Genomic DNA, 21,946 nt, shown 5'->3' with positions numbered 1-21,946 from the left:
CATGAAATATGATCATATTTTAGTCCGTTTTGGTGAGATCTCAACAAAAGGGAAGAATAGAAAGAAATTTATTGAAAAACTAAGACAGCACATTCGATTCGTCTTAAAGGATTTTGGAGCATTAAAGGTTGCATCTGATAGAGACCGCATCACGATTATGCTGAACGGAGAAGACCCTGAACCAATTTCAGAACAGCTCAAAAGTGTATTTGGCATTCAGAGTTTTAGTCTTGCGGTTAAATGTGAGACGAATCTAGATGCGATTAAAGAAGCGGCACTAACAGCGGTACAGGAAGTGTATGAACAAGGAAATACATTTAAAGTCTCAACGAAACGCTCTTATAAACAATTTGAACTTGATTCAAATGAAATGAACCGTGAAATTGGCGGACATGTTCTAAGGAATACGGAAAACTTAACGGTCAATGTGAAACAGCCGGATGTGCATTTACGCATAGAAATCAGAGAGAACGCAACGTACATTACATTTAAAGATGTTAAAGGTGCAGGCGGCCTGCCGGTCGGTTCTAGCGGAAGAGCGATGCTCATGCTTTCCGGCGGCTTTGACAGCCCGGTTGCCGGCTATCAAGCAATGAAACGCGGAATTGAAATTGAAGCTGTGCATTTCTTTAGTCCGCCGTATACAAGTGAACGTGCCAAACAAAAGGTCATTGATCTTGCAGAATGCCTGGCAGCATATGGAGGCGAAGTGAAGCTTCACATCGTACCTTTTACAAAAATTCAAGAGCTGATTCACAAACAAGTACCTGAAAACTATACGATGACATCAACAAGAAGAATGATGCTGAAAATAGCTGACAAAATAAGAGAAAAGCGCGATGCCCTTGCGATTATTACCGGAGAAAGCCTTGGTCAAGTGGCAAGTCAGACACTTGAAAGCATGTATGCCATTAACCATGTGACCAATACACCAATCATCCGCCCGCTCATTGCTGTCGATAAAAATGACATTATTGATGAAGCGAGAAGAATTGGCACATACGATACAAGCATTCAGCCTTTCGAGGATTGCTGTACGATCTTTACGCCGCCGTCCCCTAAAACAAAACCAAAGCTTGAGAAGGTAGAACGCTACGAAAGCTTTGCTGATTTCGAGCCGATGCTGGACGAGGCAGTAGAGCAAATTGAAACAATTATTGTGACAAATGAAAAGAAAGCGGCAGACGAATTCGCTGATTTATTCTAAAACGAAAATTTCATAATAATTACCATAAAATCAATCGCATGAAGTCATGTGTTTCTACACATTCTATATTCACAAGGAGGTGAGAACACATGGCTCAACAAAACAGACAAAGCAGTTCTAACCAATTACTAGTACCAGGCGCTGCACAAGCTATCGACCAAATGAAGTACGAAATCGCTTCTGAATTTGGTGTAAACCTTGGTGCAGAAACTACATCTCGCGCTAACGGATCAGTTGGTGGAGAAATCACTAAGCGTCTTGTATCTTACGCTCAACAACATATGGGTGGCGGATCTTTCTAAGACACACAATTTAAAAGCTATGGCTTATGAGCGGGATCCTTCCCGCTCTTTTCTTTTTGTACATATAAATAGTTAGAATATTTTTAAAAAAGGAGACGGATGAAAAAAATTATGGCATAATACTAGGAGTAGGTCCTAATTCAAGCATTTTTCAGTTATGAGTGTTAAAATAGGTAAATTGAAACATGTTTCGTTTCATAAGAAAGAGGCTAAAAGGAGCTGTACCATGAAAAGAGAAGACTTAATTGCACCAGAACAATATAACTTAGTCAGCGAGATTGAAGCGTTCAGTCATGACAAGGAGAAAATGGCCCTGCACTGGCAGGACGGCAATGGCCACGAAGCACATGTGACGTATGCAGCATTAGTGGAAGAGGCAAATAAAATTGGACATGTTTTATTAAAAGCAGGCTTCAAAAAAGGCGATAAAATCATTGTGATGGTGCCGCGCATGCTCGAGGCATACAGCATTTATTTAGCGATTTTGAAAACAGGAATGGTCGTGATTCCTTGTTCAGAAATGCTGCGTGCAAAAGATATAGATTATCGAATTGAACATGCAGAAGCAAAGGGAGCGATCGTTTACTCTTCATTCATTCAATCGTTCGACGGAACCAAACAGCCAAACGATTTTAAAACATTCTCAATCGGTGAAAACGATCATGGCTGGAGAAACATTCTAGCGCAAAAAGAAGAGCAATCAAACGAACTTGAATTGGCAGATACAAAGCGCACAGACATGGCGTTTTTATCCTACACATCAGGTACAACAGGGAACCCAAAAGGGGTTGTTCATACACACGGATGGGCGTATGCACATTTACGCACAGCTGCCAAAGCATGGCTCTCCATTAGTGAAGGAGATAAAGTATGGGCAACAGCAGGACCAGGCTGGCAAAAATGGGTGTGGAGCCCCCTCTTATCTGTGTTAGGAAGTGGAGCAGAAGGCTTTGTGTATGGAGGGAAATTCAATCCAAATACATACTTAGAGCTGCTTCAAAAAAATGAAATCAATGTCCTATGCTGTACACCGACAGAATATCGCTTTATGGCAAAAGTAGATGATTTAAGTCAGTACGAGCTGCCGAAGCTGCATAGTGCTGTTTCTGCGGGAGAGCCGCTGAACCGTGAAGTCATTGATACATTCAAAAAGCATTTCGATATAGAAGTACGAGACGGCTATGGCCAAACTGAAAGCACACTGCTCGTAGGGGTGCTAAAAGGAATGGACATCAAGCCAGGCAGTATGGGAAAACCAACCCCTGGCAACGAAGTAGATATCATTGATGAGGATGGAAACGTCTGCGCACCTGGAGAAATTGGTGACATTGCGGTCCATCTTGAAACGCCGGCTTTATTTAAGGAATACTATAAAGACGAAGAGCGTACAAAGGCGCAGCGCCGCGGCAATTACTTTATTACGGGTGACCGCGCGAAAAAAGACGAAGATGGGTACTTCTGGTTTGAAAGCCGCAGAGATGACATCATTGTCAGCTCAGGCTATACGATTGGACCGTTTGAAGTAGAGGATGCGCTGATCAAGCATCCAGCAGTGAAGGAATGTGCAGTTGTGGCAAGCCCGGATGAAATCAGAGGATCAATCGTGAAAGCATACGTCGTCCTTCGTGATGGAACTGTGCAAAGTGATGAATTGATCAAAGAGCTGCAAACACATGTGAAAAACACAACAGCACCATACAAATACCCAAGAGAAATCGAATTCATTGACGAACTGCCAAAAACACCGTCAGCGAAAATTCGCCGTGTAGAGCTGAGAGAAAGAGAGCTTGCACGAAAAGGTCAATCATAAAGAAGTGAGAAGCGTATGGATGGAAGCATCCAGCGCTTTTTTGTATGGAAAATCAAATTCGTTGAAAGTGAGCATAATGTTTTATGTTAAAATGTGTAGGAATTGCTGAAAAAGGAGAATGTTAGTAGATGTCCATTGCGATCATTCATGGAATTGTACTTGCCTTTGGTCTCATTTTACCTTTGGGCGCACAAAATGTATTTGTATTTCAACAAGGAGCGCTGCAGCCTCGATTATATCGAGCATTGCCTGTCGTCATCACGGCTGCTCTTTGTGACACACTTTTAATTGCTTTAGCTGTCATAGGTGTTTCTGTTGTGGTGTTTACCATTCCAGTGCTGCAAATCGGTCTTTATATCATTGGTTTTTGTTTTTTAGTTTATATGGGATGGACCGTATGGAACACAAGCTCATCATCAGGTGATCAAGAGAAGCAGAAATTAATGCCTGCAAGAAAACAAATCGTATTCGCCTGTTCAGTTTCTCTTTTAAATCCCCATGCGATTCTCGATACAATTGGTGTCATTGGTACGAATTCGCTGCAATATAGCGGCGCAGAAAAGCTGGCGTTTACACTTGCCTGTATCATCGTGTCCTGGTTATGGTTTATTGGACTCGCCCTTCTAGGGAAGATGTTAGGAAAGTTAGATACAAACGGCAAATGGATGAACCGTATTAATAAGGCTTCGGCGGTCATGATCTGGCTGGTTGCGTTATACATTGCGTATCAATTGATTGTGTAAGGTACATAGAGAATCAAACAAAGAAGCGTTTGGACGTAATGATCCTGCGCTTTTTTTATGTTGGAAGTGTAGCAGCCTTACAATATATCGGAATAAAACCTATGAAATTCTTTGAGTTTGGGATGATCGAAAGAACTATTTCAGAAACGTCTGCTTTTCATATATTGGGATAAGTCACTTTTCTTCTATTTTGATCCTGTTCTGTTTTAAAATGACATTGAGGCGGGGTCACTCATCCTCGTCATTTGAAAAGGGGGATATGGATGAAGAAAACATTGTTTAAAGATGCAGCTCTTTTAACACTGGATCCATCTTTAGGTTTTCTTGAAAAGGGAGATTTATTAATTGAAGGGAAACATATTTTAGAAGTTGGACCTTCAATTGAAGTAAGTGATGCTGACATTGTTGATGCATCTGATATGGTCATCATGCCAGGTCTTGTAGATACACATCGGCATGTGTGGCAGTCTGTCATCCGGGGCATAGGAACAGATTGGTCTTTGCAGACATATTTGAGCAAAATCTATTATGGCAACTATGGATCGATGAGACGCCCATCCGACGATCGAATCGCCAATTATTTAGGGGCATTAGAGGCTTTAGATGCAGGTGTGACCACGTTTTTAGACTGGACGATGATCAATTCAATGGATCATACAGAAGAGCTCATTGAAGGATTAAAAGATGCGGGCATACGAGCTGTTTTTGCTTTTGGGTCCTCTGGAGATGCTGAATATTGGGATAGAGAGAGTACGCTCACCAATATGGAGGACGCAGCACGTGTGAAAAAAGCGCATTTTCAATCATCAGATCAGCTTTTAACAATGGGACTTGCGATTCGTGGACCAGAGTTTTCTTCATGGGAGACGTCGGTATTTGAAATTGAAACAGCCCGGTCTCTAGATGCTCTATGCAGTATGCACATCGGCTTTGGGAATTGGGGAGCGGAGGATCGATCGATTGAGCGGCTTCATAAAGCAGGGTTACTCGGACCGGATTTGAACATGGTGCATATTAATGCAATTGATGCGGATCAAATGAAGATGCTGGCAGACAGCGGAAGCTCCATATCCATTACCCCTGAAATTGAAATGATGATGGGTCACGGTTATCCTGTCACAGGACTTGCGATTGCACAAGGTGTTCTTCCAACGCTCGGTGTAGACGTAGTGACAGCGACAGGAGGAGATTTGTTTGCCCAAATGAAATTCGGACTTCAAGCAGAGCGCGCGATCCAAAATCAATCGTTGTTAATGGATGGGATCATGCCGGGGCCTGAACTTGGGCTGTCTGCTCATCAAATGCTTGAGGCTGCGACGATCAATGGCGCTCGTGCATTACAGCTCGATCATAAAATTGGGTCGCTTACACCTGGGAAAGAAGCTGATTTCATCCTAATCGACCGGACAAGCATGAATCTTCTGCCGATGACAGATCCGGCTGGCGCGGTTGTCCAAACGGCACACCCTTCAAATGTTGATTCTGTTTATGTGGCTGGAAAAGCCGTGAAACAAAACGGAAAGCTTGTCGGTGTGAATCTAGAAGAGGTCAAACGAAAAGCTTATGCAGCAAGAGACCATATTTTATCACACAAGTTTGAATCAACACCTTCGTAAATAAAATAACCCCATAGGCGATGCCTATGGGGAATTGATTACAAGGATTCTTTAATGACCTTTTTATAATATTGGACAGACAGGAATCCGAAGACAGAATAGAGGGCAGTGTAAATCGACATGACGATAAGCATTGGAGTCCACAATTCTCCGCCGAACAAAAACCAGCCTGATTGTACAGCAAAGTAGCTGTGCAGCAATCCGATGATGAGCGGAATCCCAAAGTTAAACAGCTGTTTAAGCCGGATGCCTTTTAATAGATCCTTCTCAGTAAAACCAAGCTTACGCAAGATCGTGTAGGAGCTTTGTTCCTCTTCACTTTCATTCATTTGTTTAAAGTATAAAATGCAGCCTGATGTGACAAGGAAGCTGAGACCTAAAAATCCGACCACAAACATCATTAGTCCTATTGTTTGTTTTTGCTGCTGAGCTGAAGCTAATTGAGACATGCTTTTGTCACTTAGTTTTAAAGATGTAAACACGCTATTTGCTTGTTCAAGATTTTTATCATCTTTTATATTAACTGCGTTATATTGGCTATTCTCAAGCTGCAGCTTTGGATCTTTCTGCTTGTCGAGCTCCTCAAAAACATTTTGACTCACGACGGCAACAGGCAGACCGCCAAAAGTGAAGTTGTAAGAAATGAGATAATCTTTCTTCATATCCATGACTTTCAAATCAACAGGCTCCTTGATGAGAAGCTTCACATCGCCTGAGCTTTGAATCGGCATGAATTTCTTTAATAGATCACTGTAGCCGCTTAAGATCACTTCGTTGTTCTCCACATGAATATTTGGTGCGTTTTTCTCACTGATCACAGGCAGTGTCAATACGCCTGGATCATTATTCATATTTTTCAACTCTGAATCCATGATTTTTTTCGCATCAAATTTTGCTTGAATCACTTTGACCTGCTTTTGATCATAAGCAATATGTTTGTCAGAAAGTGCACGAGTGAAAGTTGCTGCTTCTTTTTCTGAGCCCATGACGAAATGAGCTGGAATTTGCTGCTCAGCGGTTTTTTCTGCTGAGTAATAGGAAATGTAGCTTAGAGCCAGCAAACCGATGGCAAGTGCAGATACGGTTGTAATAATCGTTAAAAGCAGTGCATTTGATTTTAGCCGGAACATAATGGATGACAAAGATAACACTTCGTGAATGGCGAGATAGCCATTTTTTCTTTTGCGTACGATATTGGCAATGAAAGAAACAGAGCCTTTGTAAAAAAGAAAGGTACCGATGATGACAGAGGCTAAAATATAAATCATAGCTAAAAGTAACTCAAGCATCGACGTATATGACCCGGTAAAAAGCTTAGAAGAAATATAATAGCCTGAGCTGATCAAGACAATACCGAAAACCCCAATGATGATTTCAAACACAGAGATCTTTTTCACACGCTGTTCTGTCGAAGATGTTGTTCTAAACAAAGATAAAATGGTCTGTCTATTAATAAACCATCTATTTCTTAACATGATTAATCCATAGATGATGAAAAAGACGATAAGTGTCTGTAAAAGGGCCATGCCTGAAAAGTGCAGGTTGGCGATGGCGCTGACGCCGGTTACTTTAAATAGCACCATCAGCATGAGTTTTGAACCGATAAATCCAGCTATGATGCCAACACCCATGGAGAATGCGTATAGAATAAAATTTTCTGCATTAAGCAGTTTAGCAATTTTTTGTTTCGTCATGCCGATGAGCTGAAGGAGGCCTATTTCTCTCCCTCTGCGTTTAATAAAAATGCTGTTCGCATATAACAGGAAGATCCCAACAATGGCAATGAGTAGTACAGAAGCGGCTTTGATCGCCGCACCGCCCTTAATGGAGCCTTTTACATCATCAAGTGCTGGTGAGTACTGCAAGGTGACAAAGGAAAAATAGAGCGCGACACTAAACACGAGAGCAAACACATACAAATAGTAATTCTTCAAATTTTTCTTCAGGTTACGGAAGATGAGCTGATTAATGTTCATGCTTCACACCGCCTAAGACACCTTGCGTTTTCATAATATCCTCGAAAAACATTTTTCTTTCTAAAGCGCCTTTATTCAACTGTGTATAAATCTGTCCATCCTTGATAAAAATGACGCGGCTTGAATAGCTGGCTGCGACAGGATCATGTGTCACCATCACAATGGTCGCTTTTCGTTTACGATTGAAATCTTGCAGCTTGTTGAGCAGGTCAGATGCAGATTTGGAATCAAGTGCCCCTGTAGGTTCATCAGCGAAAATAAGACTTGGTTCATGAATGAAGGCACGAACCGCCGATGTCCGCTGCTTTTGTCCGCCAGAGAGTTCATTCGGGTATTTGTCTCTTAGTTCATAAATCCCCATGTCTTCCGCGAGCTGCTGAAAACGTTCAAAAGCTTCTTTTTTTGGTGTTTTGGAGATGGATAAAGGCAAAAGAATATTTTCTTTGACCGTGAGTGTATCAAGTAAATTATAATCTTGAAAAACAAAGCCAAGCTGCTTTTTTCTAAATTCCGCAAGCTGCTGATCCTTCATTTGCGTCATCTCAGCATCTGCAATACGAATGGATCCGCTGGACACATGATCGATTGATGACAATACGTTCAGAAGGGTTGTTTTCCCCGAGCCTGATGGCCCCATAATACTGACAAATTCCCCGGCTTCAATGGTCAAATCAATGCCGCTCAGCACCTCTTGTTTGTTGAATTTATTTCCATAGCTTTTATAAATTTTGCGAGCTTCTAAAATGTTCATTTGCTGAACCCCTTTTTCTTTTAATTGATATCTCTAGTATAAAAAGAAGCCTGCTAGACGTCCTTCGATTTGGCGAACAAAATAGACGAGCATGTGACATTGTTGTCACATGCTTGCAATATAAACAAAATCATTCTTTTTCGGAAAGATGAAGGTGAAGGTTGTACCTTCATCTATCGTGGAGTTAACCTCGATCGTGATATGAAGAGCGTCTGCTCCTTTTTTCGTTAAATAGAGCCCCATTCCCGTTGAGGCGGTGTCATTGTGATGTCTTGTTGAGGTAAAGCCTTTTTCAAAAATACGAGAGATGTCTCTTGGATCAATTCCTCTGCCTTGATCTGTGATCGTCAGCATGACTTTTTCATCTATTTGCTTGCTTTCAATGACAATATCGGAAGAATGGCTGTATTTGACTGCATTTGTGAGTACCTGTCTGATCATAAAGGATAACCATTTTATATCACTTAATACGGTACGTTCCTCCAGCGTCAGCTCAAAGCCGATTCCTTTTTGCATACACCAGGATTGGAGCGCTTTGATTTCTTTCGCTATGATGCTTTGCAGGTCCAGCTTTTCAATGAATAAATCATTTTCGATATGACGTACTCTGCTTTGGTGCAGCTGGGCATCAAGTAATAAATGGATTCTGAGCCACTCATACGTCATATTTGATTTCAGCTGCTGATCTGTTAAGCGGTCAATCATTAAGCGCATCGCTGTAAGCGGTGTTTTGACCTCATGTATCCAAGAGAGCAATTCATCTTTTTCTTCTTCAAGAGCGATTTTCTGCTCTGCTGCCATCCGCCGGTAGCGTGCAATTTGCTCTGACGTCGCATCATGGATGAGCTGCTCAAATGGGGAAGAGGGGATTAACCGCATTTGATGTTCAATGTCATCATCCCATTCTTTGAGCCTCTCATAATAAGCCGTTTCTTTTCGATATCGAAAAAAGAGAAAGACAATCATGAGAAATGTAGACAATAGCACAATATAAAAAAGAGAAGCGATTGGAATGGTCGTATCCAAATAAGCAACAAACAGAATGAGGAGCTGCAAACTAAGAAAGAAAAGAATCCAGCTTCTTCGTTCTTTTAAAAATGCTTGCAGCATCATTGATCATCCTTTTCCTTTGCAAGATAGCCTTGACCCACTTTTGTCTCAATGAAGGCGCCAAGGGAGATCTCGTCTAGTTTTTTTCTGAGGCGGTTGACGTTTACAGTCAGTGTATTATCACTGACAAACCGTTCATCCTCCCACAATGCTTGAATGAGTGATTCACGGCTGACGATATGATTTTTATGCTGAATCAATTCCTTGAGAATAAATAACTCATTTTTCGTTAATTCAACCTCACCGTGATCATTTGTTACGGTGTTTTTTTTTAGGTCAATCGTAGCGCCGCACCATACCTTTAGGCTGGCCGGTTCTGCATTATAATCATGCACACGGCGAAGAACAGCACTAATTTTGGCAATGAGTACGTCAAAGTGGAAGGGCTTTTGCACAAAATCATCGGCTCCGAGCTGCATCGACATGACCATATCAGCAGGGTGGTCTCTTGAGGAGAGGAAGATAATCGGAACATTTGAATGATGCCGAATCATCCGGCACCAGTGAAAGCCATCGTATTTTGGCAGCTGTATATCAATAATGACGAGATCAGGCTGGACAGACGTGAATTCCTGCAGCACCTGATGAAAATCTTGAATCCCATAGACATCATAGGACCAGTTGACTAGACGTTCTTTGATTTCTTGGAAGAGGGTTGTATCATCTTCAATCAGTAGAATCTTAAACAAAATCAGCACCACACTTTTTGTATTCGCTTGTTGTCATTGTAGCGGAAAAAAGTCCCTGCCGCTAGAAGCAGACAAGAAAAAAGCAAGGGAAGAGGTCCCTTGCTTCAGCTTATTTACCTAAAAAGTGCTTTTTAAAGAATGATAGTTGGAATTCAAGTGTGAGTGGGTCATTAAAATAGAATTCCTCTGCATTGGCTTCATACACACGATGTTTTTTGACAGCCGGGATGGACTTGTAAATTTCACTGTTTTGATAGGAATTGTCCATTTCGCTGTTTTTACTAATGATCATATAGTCTCCTGCAAATTCAGGGATGACCTCCTGTGAAACTGCGTAGTAGCCGGCTTTTAATGCTTTTTCTTTCACTTTCTCAGGCATTTTCAGTTTCATGGCTTGATAGAGAATTTCTGTTCCGCGGCCCCATGCATCTCCAAAGACGTAAAGATCTTTTGTGCCACTTTCAAAGACAGAAACGGTTGCATCTTCGCCGATTTTTGCTTTGATTTCTTTTCCAGCTTCAGCTGCGCGTTTTTTGAAATCTTTTACCCAAGCTTTTGCTTCTTTTTCTTTGTTTAAAACTTTTCCAATTTCAATGTGCTGCTGAAGGTAATCAACTTTGTTATACGTAAATAAAACGGTTGGTGCGATTTTTTTGAGCTTTTCTACATTTTTAGTATTGCTTAAGCCAATGATGACATCAGGCTTTAGCTTCATGATTTTCTCTACATTTGCATCAGATACTTCTTCCACATTTTTTAATTTCTTTTGGAAACGCGGATTCTTTTTGGACCAAGAGTCAACGCCGACAAGGTTCACACCAAGTGACATGACATTCCCTGTGTAAGAACCGAGCACAACAACACGTTTTGGATGCGCTGGCAGCTTCACAGGCCCATTTTCAGATTGATATGTAATTTTGTCTGATGATGTGGATTGATTTCCTTTATTTGAGGAAGAGCTGCTGCTATTGCCACATGCGCTCAATGCAAGTACAAAGATGAGCATCAGAGGGAACAATATTTTCTTCATGAATGTAGACTCCTTTGAAATCGGCACATAAGCCGGATATTGGTTGTATTAGTGATAATGATAATTATTATCACTTGGATATCATATCATAGAACTGTGGGCTGTTGTCAATGACATTTTGATAGCTGGTGATAAAAAATAAAGAGGGGATTTTCGATAAAAAAAAGATCAAGGCAGCATGTGTCCTGATCTTTTTTCTATTTAAACCAGCCTTTTTCTTTTGATCGTGTAATGGCTTCGATGCGGTTTTTCACTTCCAGCTTATCTAAAATAATGGAAATGTAGTTCCGGACAGTGCCGCTTTTAATGCTGAGTTCTTTTGCAATTTCTTTTGTGTTTTTACCATCTGCGACGAGTTCAAGAACCGATTTCTCTCGCTCCGTTAAAGGGTTTTCGTCACTATATAAGTCTTCCATCAATTCAGGTGCGTACACCTTTTTCCCTTTCATCACACTGCGAATGGCACTTGCCAGCTCCTCGCTTGGGCTGTCTTTCAGCATGTAGCCGCTGACGCCAGCTTTTAGCGCCCTTTGGAAATAACCGGAGCGGGCAAAGGTCGTTAAAATGATGATTTTCACATCTGATCCTTTAAGCTCTTCCGCTGCATCAAGCCCGGTTTTTCCCGGCATTTCAATATCCATTAAGCAAATATCAACAGGGTGTGTTTTGGCAAAATCGATGGCATCTTGGCCGTTCGTACCTTTCCCAACAACCGTCATATCGTCTTCTAAATCGAGAAGTGAACCGAGTGCACCAAGCAGCATTTGCTGATCTTCTGCGATAAAGATGTTGATCATTTCATCCCCTCCTTTTCTTTTGCTGCTGAATCATTTGGAATGCTCATAATGAGCTTTGTCCCGTCTTTTGTTTCAATACGCAGGCGGCCATTTGCAAATTCCAATCTTTCTCTTATTCCTAAAAGGCCGTGACCCTTCGTTTGAGAGGGCGGATAGTCGCCTTTAAATGTTCCGTCGTCCTCAACGGTGATGATGGCTTCCTTTGATTTTTGGTGAATGGTGATTTTACAAACAGTCGCGTCACTATGTTTGACGACATTTGTCACCGCCTCTTTGATGCACATGCTCACAATGTTTTCGTTCAGAAGTGAGATGTGTTTCGGTGCTTCCTTTTCATCATAGATCAATTCAATTCCGGCTGCATCGAGAATTTGCTCGATGTTCGACATTTCCTCTTTGATTCGGATCCCCTTCATGGAGGAAACAATCTTCCGTACTTCATTGAGAGACGTTCTGGCGGTCTGCTGGACGCTTTTGAGTTCGGCACGGGCCTGTTCAGGGTCTTTATACACGAGTTTACGGGCAAGATCACTTTTTAACCCGATCAAAGAAAGCTTTTGTCCAAGGGTGTCATGCAGGTCGCGTGCAATGCGCTGCCTTTCTTCAAGCTTCACAAGATCAGCAATCCGTTCATTGGCATATTCTAATTTCTCCTCAAGCCGTTCACGTTCCTTCCTGCTCCGAATGCTGAGAGGAAGAAGAATGGCACTAATCAGGGTGATCACGACAAAAGGAATTTGTGTGAGAAACCAGCCCTTTTTTAAGATCAAACTAAAGTTCACCGCTATAGCAGCGCTCCCTAGATGAATATAGTATAAGATATAAAAAGGTACTTTTCTTTTAATATGCCCATTGAAATAGGCGATGCAAAAAGCGAAATAAATATAGCTGTAGAGCATCACATAACCAGTTGAAATACCGATCAATAAAAGACCGAAGACATATAAAGACCAGCCTTTTGCGACAAAGGCAAAACGATACACAGCGAAAAAGACGACGTTCAAAATAATGCCGATCACAATACCTAAAGTCGAAGGTGTCTTAAAGATAAAATAGAAGGGCAGGATGAAAAAAATGGCCCATATATAGGGAGAAATCCCATGCAACTTTTGAATTTTAAACTGTTTTTTCATCCGTGTGCCACCTTTTCCGTTTTCGTTCTTTTTCCTTACTTTATCAAATTCAACTTATGGTTGCATCCTGTAAATGACAACAAGCTCCTTCTAGTGTAAGAAAGAGCTTGCACCAATTATGCATTTTTCTTTAGAATGTCTCCTTTAATGACAGGTGCGGGCATCTTCTTAGATTGCCGTGCTTCTTTAAAGGTAACGAATGCTTTCGTTTCTTCATCCCAAAGTCTAAATTTCATTGATTCAATACTTGTTTTTAAAGTGATGGTTGGAACATTTTGAAGCGGCTCACTATGATCATGTGCATGCTCCAAGTGATAATTCGGTACCCTCGGACTTAAATGATGGACATGGTGATAACCGATATTGCCTGTTAACCACTGAAGAAGCTTTGGCAATTTGTAAAAAGAACTGCCTTCTACCGCTGCCTGCACATAATTCCAATGTTCATCTGCTTCAAAGTAAGAATCCTCAAACGTATGCTGTACATAAAACAACCATACACCGATAGATCCTGAGATCAGGAAGATTGGACCTTGAACAAGCAGGAATTCCTGCCAGCCAAAAAGGAGACATGTTGCGGCTGCTAACGCAATGATGCTCACGTTTGTGAAATACGTGTTCCAACGCTCTTTTTTACGAGCATTTTTGACGTTGAAACGGTTTTTTAAGAGAAAAACAAAGATCGGTCCTAAAATAAACATCACAAAAGGGTTACGATAAAATCTGTAGCGAAATTTCGTCCATGCTGATGCTTCTTGATATTCTTTGACTGTTAGGAGCCAAATGTCGCCAGTACCTCGTTTGTCTAAATTACTGCTAGTGGCATGGTGAATTGAATGATCTCGTTGCCATTGAAGATAAGGGAAAAGGGTGAGTACGCCCGTTAAAAAACCGAACAGGTGATTTAGCGGCTTCTGTTTAAAAAAGGATTGATGGCAGCAGTCGTGAAAAATAATAAAGACACGCACTAAAAAACCAGCTGCAATAACCGCAAAAAAGAGGGTTAAAAGGTAGGAGATATTCAGGCTATAATAGGCAAGAAACCAAAGCCCTAAAAATGGAATGAATGTATTAAAGAGTTGAATGATACTTTTTTTCGAATCAGCACCAGAGAATTGCCCCACTTGTTTTCTTAAAGTAGCTTGCTGCTGTGTGTTTGTTGAAGTCGTCATGAACGTTCAAGTCCTTTCCGTTTCTTTCTACTTCAAAGTATAGAAGGAAAGGTGTCATGCTCATAGTAGCACCCATCATGTATTCAATATGACATTTGTCATGTTTGTCATCAAAAAGGCTGATGGGATACGGTTTTGAGCTTATTTCAATATAAATAAAAAAAAGTAAAGGCGCTGGGCCCTCACTTTTTATGAACGTGCTTCATGTACTTTTAACTGCTTGCCTTTAATGGTTGTGTGGCGCATGGCATTCAGCACAAGAGGGCCTTTGCCGTTTAAAATATCTACATATGTTTTTGTGTCTTGGATCGTAATAATCCCAATGTCATCGAATGCAACGCCTTCTATTTTGGCAATGGTCCCAACGAAATCAACAGCCCGCAGCTTCTTTTTCTTTCCGCCGTTAAAATAAAGCTTCATAATATCCTTCTCAACGCCTGCCTGTTTATTTTCCTTTTGAATAGGCGTTTCAATCTTTTCTTCAAAGCTTTCTACATGCTTTTCTGCTTCTTCCTTTGTCGGATAAGGCTGAGTTTGAAAGTCTATGCCGGCATCCTGCTTTAATTCATCAATGAGCGGTTTTGCATTCTTTGTCATAAACGCAATCGTTTTCCCGCTTTTTCCCGCTCTGCCTGTTCTGCCAGTCCGGTGAATATAGCGCTCTTTTTCATAAGGAAGATCATAATGAATGACATGTGTCATATCACTGACATCAATTCCCCGGGCTGCTATATCTGTTGCGATCAGGTAACGGAATTCACCTTTTTTAAATTCATCCATCACATCAAAGCGGTCTTCCTGTCTCATACCGCCATGAATTTTGTCACAGGGCACATCCCATTCGTCCAGCTTCAGCGTGAGTTCATTCACCCTGTCTTGTGTATTACAGAAAATAATGCAGCTATCTGGATTTTCAATGACGATCGTACGCTGAAGAAGGGAGAATTTCGATTCTTCTTCCGTTTCAATGACGGTGTGGGTGATTTGCTGTACAGACGTTTCTTCACGTGCAATCTCAATGACTTTGGGAGATTGTAAAAACTGTTCGCTCAATTTCTTCATGTCATCAGACATTGTCGCTGAAAACAGCATCGACATGCGCTTTGGCGGCAGATACTGAATAATAGAAGACACTTGATCGATAAATCCCATGTTCAGCATCTCATCCGCTTCATCTAACACGAAAAATTTGAGATTTTCTAAAGAAAGGGTGCCTTTCTCAAGGTGATCCAAAATGCGGCCTGGTGTTCCGCACACAATATGGTTTTTCTGTGAAAGCTCTACTTTCTGCGCTTGAAAAGAGGCTTTTCCATAAATGGCTGCGGCTTTGATTCGTTTGAATCGCCCAAGGCTTGTGAGGTCTTGTTTGACCTGCATGGCGAGTTCTCGTGTCGGAACGAGGATGAGGGCTTGAGGTTTATTTTCAGCCCAATCAACCATTTCACAAATCGGCAGACCATAGGCTGCAGTCTTGCCGCTGCCAGTCTGAGATTTGACGATTAAATCCTGCTTTGAAAAAGCAACGGATAATGTCTCGTGCTGAACGGGTGTAGGTGTATGGAAGTGAAGCGCTTCTAACGCTTGTTTCAATTCATCACTTAATGGATATTGATCAAAATGTTGTAATGTCATCGTGTTCTCCTTTTCGTACATACATACTTGTGACATCATACCATAACCAGGACTGTGAATGAAAAGACATAAAAAAAGCCCCGTAAAGGAGCTTTCAGCGTGCGGACAAATTCTCAAAGGAATCTGCGTTTTACTTTTTCCCAGTAAGAGTTGTCTTTTAATTTCACCGTTTTAATGACTTTTCCTGAAAGGCCAATGTCAATTTGTTTGACGTGTTTTGTGCCGAGCGCTTCGTTATCAAGCCCGATAATTGGATGATCATTTCCATCCTGCACTACCTTCAGCGTCAGCTTGCGGTCACTGCTCAAGAGGAAAGGAGCGCCTAATGTACGGTACGAGTTGTTATTCAGCGATGCAAGCTCTGTGACTTGCATACAAGGAAGCATCGGATCAACCACGGCGCCGCTCACGGATTTATTGTAAGCCGTTGAACCAGTCGGAGTGGAAATAATCATGCCGTCGCCTCTAAAAGTTTCAAAGTGGAAATCATCTATATACACATCGATCACAAATGTTTTAATAATGCTGGAGCGGATCGACAGTTCATTTAAGCAATGGAACTGGTTTGTGCTGTCAACGCTTACATCGATGATCGGGTATTTTCTCACTTCAAGCTGTTCAGTGTTCATGGCATCAATCATTTTATCAAAATGCTCTAATGAGAAATCGCAGTATAAGTGCGTATTTTCTGATTTTGATACCCCTACATACAAGCAGTCATCCCGGAAGTTTGTTTTACGTACTGCTTGAAGAAATGTGCCATCCCCGCCAATTGAAGCAATAATATGGGCATCCTCTGCACGCTTGACGACGTGAAAGCCCTGATCGGTAGCGAGCTTCTCGAGAGAAGAAATGTGTCCATCCAATTCATGATCTTTTTTGTAAAAGAAAAATACATTGCGACGATTGTCTGTCATTGACGTTCTCCCCTTTGCTGTCAAAAATAATTTTCAATGATAAAGGGCTTACATGAAAACCCTTGCTCACATTTTACACTTTTTTCATATGAAAGTAAAAACTTTAGAAAGAACCGTCTGATGACCGGAATGCTTTATGAGAAATGAGTCGATGTGAGTGATTTGAAATGACTGAATACTGAGCATAATTGAATAGTCGTTTTCTCATGAAAGAATGGTTTAGGTGTTTCGTTGCGGTGAAGATATAGCCTATTAGGTGCAGGGAGAGGATAAAAAAGCCAATTTTTCGTCATGCGCATGTCTAAGTAGACGATGTAAAGTTGATCGTTATTTAAGAGAGGTGCTATCATATGCCTACATGAAATGTAAAAAAACCACAATTCCTGTGAAACATTTCTTGTGGGCATTCGTATGAATGAAGTGAGATAAAAAGGAGGAGAAAAAGATGAATGCGAAAAGATGGGTAGCGCTAATTATTGCACTTGGTGTTTTCGGATTTTCAATTGTGATTAGTGTCACGATGGCCTTGTTCGATAGCTTCAATGACAATAAAATGAGCTATCAATTCGGGGATGAAATAGAAGAGAAGGTACTAGAGAATGGCAGCGGTGCAGGCAAGATTGCTGTTCTTGAGATTAATGGAACCATTCAAGATAATGGCGGCGCATCGAGCCTATTAGGCGGAGAAGGTTATGATCATCGTGCATTCCTCAAGGAACTAGATAAGGCGAAAGAGGATGCTTCTGTAAAAGGTGTACTTCTGCGCGTAAACTCTCCTGGCGGCGGTGTCTATGAAAGTGCTGAAATACATAAAAAATTAGAAGAAGTGAAAAAAGCGAAGAAGCCGATTTACGTATCTATGGGATCCATGGCAGCTTCAGGCGGCTACTACGTGTCAACTCCAGCGAAGAAAATCTTTGCTTCACCTGAAACATTAACAGGATCGTTAGGTGTCATCATGCAAAGCTTGAATTATTCAAAGCTCGCAGATAATCTGGGTATTAAATATGAAACGATTAAGAGCGGGAAATTCAAAGATATCATGTCTCCAAACCGTGATATGACAAAAGATGAGCGCAACATCATGCAAAGCATGGTCGACAACTCTTATGAAGGATTTGTCAAAGTGATCTCTGAAGGACGCGGCATGTCAAAACAGGAAGTCAAGAAAATTGCTGACGGCCGGGTATATGACGGGACACAGGCAAAATCGAACGGATTAGTCGATGAGCTTGGGTATTATGAAGATGCATTAAAAGCGATGAAGAAAAATGAAAAAGGCTTAAAAGGAGCAACAGTGGTCAGCTATTCTCAAAGCTTTGGCTGGAACTCTCTTTTCAACATGAGTGCAAGCAAGCTCTTTAAAAGCGAAATTGATTTTCTGAATTTAAAAGAAACACTGGCTGGCTCAAATGGGTCTAAACCGATGTATCTCTATTCAAAATAAAGGAGGGATCATAGATGGATTCTACATTCGATGAAGTAAGCGAAAGCCGCAGCCAAGAGGAAGAATCGAAGCCGGCCTTTGTGAAGCGCGCTTCAATTGAAGCACAGGCGTTTGCAGGTTTTTGGATTAGATTTTGGGCATTTATTCTTGATTGGCTCGTCGTCTGGGGTGTAAACCATTTGACGGTTTCTCCAATCTTTAGTCTGTTTGGCTGGTCCAAAGGAGGGGGATGGTTTTCTCCATTTTCCGTCACAACGACGATTGTATTCCTCCTTTATTTCGCCATCATGACGAAAATCTTTCAACAAACACTTGGCAAGATGGTGTTTGGGATTAAAGTGGTCTCACTTCAGCCTGAGAAGAAGCTGGCATGGGATGTTATTTTCTTTAGAGAGATTGTGGGACGCTACATTAATACGATCTTTATTCTCTATGCTATCGTTGGGTTCTCACCGAAAAAGCAAGGGGTTCATGATTACTTTGCCGATACGGTGGTCGTCCATGAACATTTATATGAAAAAACAGAATCAAACGTATAATCAGAGGGAGTTTGGCCGTAACGGTCAAACTCTTTTTTGTTGATTGGGTATAAAATCCAGAATGAGAGCCATAATCGTAGGGGAAGCATCATTTGTTATGGAGGAAGTGAGCACAGTGCTTTACGTTTGGATCGCAGCGTTTTTGTTTCTTGTGATCTTGTTAATTTTCATGAAAGTAACCATTTCGCTGGACTATTCGCATACAAACGACAATGACCACATTGCACTGAAGGTCATCACCTTATATGGATTGGTCAGACTCAAAAAAGAGATTCCGATGGTGAGGATCAATCCAGAAGACCAAACGATTGATATTCGTGAGAAGAAAATGAAGAGCGCCAAAACGCCTGATCACGAAAAAGAATCGATGCATAAAAAAGTAGGAAAACGTGATATGAAGCAGATCCTTCATCAAATGGAGCGCATCACAAAAGAGATTGTCGATTTAAACCGGATCATGCGCAAGTTCTTCATCCACGTAAAGATTGTCTCGTTTCACTGGTCGACATGGATCGGCTTTCAAGACGCCGCTTTAACAGGTGTAGCAGCCGGCGGTGTGTGGTCAGTTAAAGGAGCACTGCTTGCCTTTATGCAGGAGCATCTCACCTTTAAGCATAAACCGATATATGAAGTCATTCCGGCCTTTCAGCACAATGTGTCACAGACTCAGTTTGCATGTATAGCTTATTTCCGTATTGGACATGCTATGCTTGCAGCCATTCGTTTACTTGTCCATTGGTTAAAAGGAAGAAAGGCGAGAAAAAGTGCCTCTCTTCAAGCAACGAAGAATGAATCATCTGTTTAAGGAGGAACCCGAAAATGGCAGATCATCCAATCCAAGGTCTCATGAAGACAGCGATGGAAAACTTAAAAGAAATGATAGATGTGAATACAATCATCGGCGATCCAGTCGAAACCCCTGACGGCAGTGTCATTCTCACTGTGTCAAAGGTTGGTTTTGGATTTGCAGCCGGCGGCAGTGAATTTAACGGGAACCAAAAGAAAGAAAAGCGTTCTGATGAACAGGAACGAAAAGAGCCGAGACTCCCATTTGGCGGCGGAAGCGGCGGCGGGGTGTCGATTACACCAATCGCCTTCTTAATTGTAGGAACAAACGGAGTTCGAATGCTTCATTTGGATGAACACACCCATCTGCTCGATAAAATATTGGATTCTGCTCCTCAAGCAATTGAACGTCTTCAGCACATGTTTAAGAAGGATGAGCGGGAGCACCGTCACAAAGAACGAAAACTAGATGACATAGACCTTTAAAAAGTTAGCTGCGCTGCAGTTAACTTTTTTTGCAAAATGGACGATTAGGCTTTGCAGTTTTTTGCTTTCTCTACTATGATAGAACCATACATTTGAAAAGGGAGGAATTGTTTTGGCATCGATCACATTTAAAGGAAGTCCTGTCACGCTTGTAGGAAATGAAGTAAAAGTAGGCGAGCAGGCTCCTGATTTTACGGTATTAACGAACTCACTTGGAGAAGTTTCACTTTCTGATTTAGCAGGAAAAGTGACGATCATCTCAGTGATTCCTTCTATTGATACAGGTGTGTGTGACGCACAAACAAGACGTTTCAATGAAGAGGCAGCGGGTTTAGGTCCTGTCAATATTTATACGATTAGTGCAGACCTTCCATTTGCACAAGCACGCTGGTGCGGAGCAAACGGAATTGAAAATGTCGAAACATTATCTGATCACAGAGATATGTCATTTGGTGAAGCATTCGGAGTGTATATGAAAGAATTGCGTTTATTGGCGCGCGCAGTCTTCGTATTAGACCCTAACGGAAAAGTGGTTTACACTGAATACGTAAGTGAAGCAACGAATCACCCAAATTATGAAAAAGCCATTGAAGCTGCAAAATCACTGTTATAAAAGCAGCATCGACAAGAGCTCCGGCTTCATCCTGGGGCTCTTTTCAATGAGAACATATAGCTTTTAACAAAGCGAGGAGAGAAAAGCATTGCAGAAAGATCAAGTAAGTACGATTTTTGAACTGCTCGATACAGCTTCTATTCGATTAAAAAAGGAACAGAGCATTTCTTATATTGAAGCATTGGCAGAAGCAGGAGAAGCCTTTTTCCAAGCAAATGATCGAAACGGTTTATTAAAGGATTTAATAGAGAAAGCAGATTTTGCTTCTTATGATCATGAGCAGATTCGTAAAGCGTTTCAGCTCGCCGTATTGAAAGGTCAAAAGGATATTTCTCATCCAAATCGCCAGATGACACCAGATACGATTGGACTGTTTGTCAGCTATTTGGTGAACAAATTTTTAGATGGTCAAAAAGAGCTTGTAGTCTTTGATCCAGCAGCGGGAACAGGAAACTTACTTCTTGCAGTTTTAAATAATCTCACTGCAGAAACAAAACGCGGCTTTGCATCTGAAATTGATGATGTGCTCATTAAAATTGCTTGGGCGCAGGCGAATTTAGAGGAGAAAGAAGTTGAGCTTTTCCACCAGGACAGTCTTGAGCCGCTTCTGATCTCACCGGCAGATGTCACTGTATGCAGTCTCCCAGTGGGCTATTATCCAAATGATGAGCGTGCAGCAGACTTTGAATTAAAGGCAAAAGAAGGACATGCCTTTGCCCATTATTTATTCATTGAACAAAGCCTGCGATACACAAAAGAAGGCGGCTTCTTATTCTTCATCATTCCAAATGATTTGTTTGAAGGAAAAGAGAGCGTACAATTAAAGGATTTCATCAAAGATCATGCGTATATGAATGCGTTAATTCAACTGCCAGTGTCCATGTTTAAGGATAAAAAACACGCCAAAAGCTTATTTGTGATGCAAAAGAAAAAAGAAGGGCTGGAAGCACCAAAACGAATGCTGTTTGCCAATCTTCCATCTTTCTCACAGAAGGAAGCAATGGTCGGTGTGATGAGAAAACTAGACCAGTGGTTTATAGAAGAAAAAGAAACGAAAGAATAGCCAGAGTGATTTCTGGCTATTTTACTATTCAGAAAATAACGACTTATTGATGTAAGCGATAACAGTTTGAAGGTGCACTTGAAATGCAAAGTTTTCAATGTTTAAATGAAAAAGTCAGATATTTTTC

At 41.3% G+C, this 21,946-nt stretch carries 21 protein-coding genes; 11 read left to right on the top strand and 10 right to left on the bottom strand.

Annotated elements, in window-relative coordinates:
* Position 1: 1 nt before the first annotated feature.
* The 5 genes from thiI to MHH65_RS13590 all read left to right on the top strand — a co-directional run bounded on the left by thiI (position 2) and on the right by MHH65_RS13590 (position 5,678).
* A complete protein-coding gene (gene thiI, locus MHH65_RS13610) occupies positions 2-1,207 on the top strand; it encodes a tRNA uracil 4-sulfurtransferase ThiI (RefSeq protein ID WP_061109476.1) in 1,206 nt (401 codons plus the stop codon).
* An 89-nt stretch (positions 1,208-1,296) separates the two neighbouring features.
* On the top strand, positions 1,297-1,509 hold the full coding sequence (locus MHH65_RS13605) for an alpha/beta-type small acid-soluble spore protein (protein WP_024424829.1): 213 nt from the start codon (positions 1,297-1,299) through the stop codon (positions 1,507-1,509).
* A 226-nt stretch (positions 1,510-1,735) separates the two neighbouring features.
* Complete coding sequence (locus MHH65_RS13600) at positions 1,736-3,319, top strand: acyl--CoA ligase (protein ID WP_211043089.1); 1,584 nt, start codon at positions 1,736-1,738, stop codon at positions 3,317-3,319.
* A 128-nt stretch (positions 3,320-3,447) separates the two neighbouring features.
* Positions 3,448-4,062 (top strand): LysE/ArgO family amino acid transporter, encoded by a 615-nt coding sequence (locus MHH65_RS13595; protein ID WP_252049705.1) that lies wholly within the window; start codon positions 3,448-3,450, stop codon positions 4,060-4,062.
* Positions 4,063-4,325: 263 nt separating this feature from the next.
* Positions 4,326-5,678 carry an amidohydrolase family protein gene (locus MHH65_RS13590; RefSeq protein WP_041114996.1) on the top strand — a complete coding sequence of 451 codons (1,353 nt, stop codon included), beginning with the start codon at positions 4,326-4,328 and terminating at the stop codon, positions 5,676-5,678.
* A gap of 38 nt (positions 5,679-5,716) precedes the next feature.
* On the opposite strand, the gene MHH65_RS13585 is transcribed toward MHH65_RS13590, so the two are convergent.
* From MHH65_RS13585 to MHH65_RS13540, 10 genes are all read right to left on the bottom strand, one after another.
* On the bottom strand, positions 5,717-7,654 hold the full coding sequence (locus tag MHH65_RS13585; protein WP_268414208.1) for an ABC transporter permease: 1,938 nt from the start codon (positions 7,652-7,654) through the stop codon (positions 5,717-5,719).
* Positions 7,644-8,405: an ABC transporter ATP-binding protein gene (locus tag MHH65_RS13580; RefSeq protein WP_024426158.1), complete on the bottom strand. Its 762-nt coding sequence runs from the start codon at positions 8,403-8,405 to the stop codon at positions 7,644-7,646. Before MHH65_RS13580 ends, MHH65_RS13585 begins: the two co-directional genes overlap by 11 nt.
* 105 nt (positions 8,406-8,510) lie before the next feature.
* On the bottom strand, positions 8,511-9,515 hold the full coding sequence (locus MHH65_RS13575; RefSeq protein WP_081124664.1) for a sensor histidine kinase: 1,005 nt from the start codon (positions 9,513-9,515) through the stop codon (positions 8,511-8,513).
* On the bottom strand, positions 9,515-10,204 hold the full coding sequence (locus MHH65_RS13570) for a response regulator transcription factor (RefSeq protein ID WP_111926327.1): 690 nt from the start codon (positions 10,202-10,204) through the stop codon (positions 9,515-9,517). The genes MHH65_RS13575 and MHH65_RS13570 overlap by 1 nt, the downstream gene beginning before the upstream one ends.
* Before the next feature lie 109 nt (positions 10,205-10,313).
* Positions 10,314-11,234, bottom strand: a complete 921-nt coding sequence (locus MHH65_RS13565; RefSeq protein WP_034279589.1) for an iron-hydroxamate ABC transporter substrate-binding protein — start codon at positions 11,232-11,234, stop codon at positions 10,314-10,316.
* Between the two features lie 197 nt (positions 11,235-11,431).
* Positions 11,432-12,031, bottom strand: a complete 600-nt coding sequence (locus MHH65_RS13560; RefSeq protein ID WP_041115006.1) for a response regulator transcription factor — start codon at positions 12,029-12,031, stop codon at positions 11,432-11,434.
* A complete protein-coding gene (locus tag MHH65_RS13555) occupies positions 12,028-13,164 on the bottom strand; it encodes a sensor histidine kinase (RefSeq protein ID WP_034279595.1) in 1,137 nt (378 codons plus the stop codon). The genes MHH65_RS13560 and MHH65_RS13555 overlap by 4 nt, the downstream gene beginning before the upstream one ends.
* A gap of 116 nt (positions 13,165-13,280) precedes the next feature.
* Positions 13,281-14,336, bottom strand: a complete 1,056-nt coding sequence (locus MHH65_RS13550; protein WP_098677038.1) for a fatty acid desaturase — start codon at positions 14,334-14,336, stop codon at positions 13,281-13,283.
* Between the two features lie 189 nt (positions 14,337-14,525).
* The gene (locus MHH65_RS13545; protein ID WP_224426968.1) at positions 14,526-15,968 is read right to left on the bottom strand and encodes a DEAD/DEAH box helicase; all 1,443 of its coding nucleotides are present in this window, start codon (positions 15,966-15,968) and stop codon (positions 14,526-14,528) included.
* 113 nt (positions 15,969-16,081) lie between these two features.
* Positions 16,082-16,885 (bottom strand): NAD kinase, encoded by an 804-nt coding sequence (locus MHH65_RS13540; RefSeq protein ID WP_025092268.1) that lies wholly within the window; start codon positions 16,883-16,885, stop codon positions 16,082-16,084.
* 445 nt (positions 16,886-17,330) lie between these two features.
* Between MHH65_RS13540 and sppA the strand changes: the two genes are divergently transcribed.
* The 6 genes from sppA to MHH65_RS13510 all read left to right on the top strand — a co-directional run bounded on the left by sppA (position 17,331) and on the right by MHH65_RS13510 (position 21,819).
* Positions 17,331-18,332, top strand: coding sequence for a signal peptide peptidase SppA (gene sppA, locus MHH65_RS13535; RefSeq protein WP_024424813.1), 1,002 nt, complete (start codon positions 17,331-17,333; stop codon positions 18,330-18,332).
* A 14-nt stretch (positions 18,333-18,346) separates the two neighbouring features.
* Positions 18,347-18,871 carry an RDD family protein gene (locus MHH65_RS13530; protein WP_024424812.1) on the top strand — a complete coding sequence of 175 codons (525 nt, stop codon included), beginning with the start codon at positions 18,347-18,349 and terminating at the stop codon, positions 18,869-18,871.
* Between the two features lie 97 nt (positions 18,872-18,968).
* Positions 18,969-19,676: a DUF2953 domain-containing protein gene (locus MHH65_RS13525; protein WP_041115010.1), complete on the top strand. Its 708-nt coding sequence runs from the start codon at positions 18,969-18,971 to the stop codon at positions 19,674-19,676.
* A 14-nt stretch (positions 19,677-19,690) separates the two neighbouring features.
* Positions 19,691-20,143 carry a GerW family sporulation protein gene (gene ytfJ / locus MHH65_RS13520; RefSeq protein ID WP_007501733.1) on the top strand — a complete coding sequence of 151 codons (453 nt, stop codon included), beginning with the start codon at positions 19,691-19,693 and terminating at the stop codon, positions 20,141-20,143.
* Between the two features lie 112 nt (positions 20,144-20,255).
* Positions 20,256-20,756, top strand: coding sequence for a thiol peroxidase (gene tpx / locus MHH65_RS13515; RefSeq protein WP_024424810.1), 501 nt, complete (start codon positions 20,256-20,258; stop codon positions 20,754-20,756).
* A gap of 88 nt (positions 20,757-20,844) precedes the next feature.
* Positions 20,845-21,819, top strand: a complete 975-nt coding sequence (locus MHH65_RS13510; protein WP_034279615.1) for a class I SAM-dependent methyltransferase — start codon at positions 20,845-20,847, stop codon at positions 21,817-21,819.
* The last annotated feature ends 127 nt before the right edge of the window (positions 21,820-21,946 follow it).

This window comes from Bacillus sp. FSL L8-0654 (assembly GCF_038629965.1).
In the GTDB taxonomy this organism is placed as follows: Bacteria; Bacillota; Bacilli; order Bacillales; family Bacillaceae; genus Bacillus; species Bacillus safensis.
The sequence above is the reverse complement of the archived record's forward strand: the minus strand, read 5'-3'. Positions and strand labels throughout refer to the sequence as shown.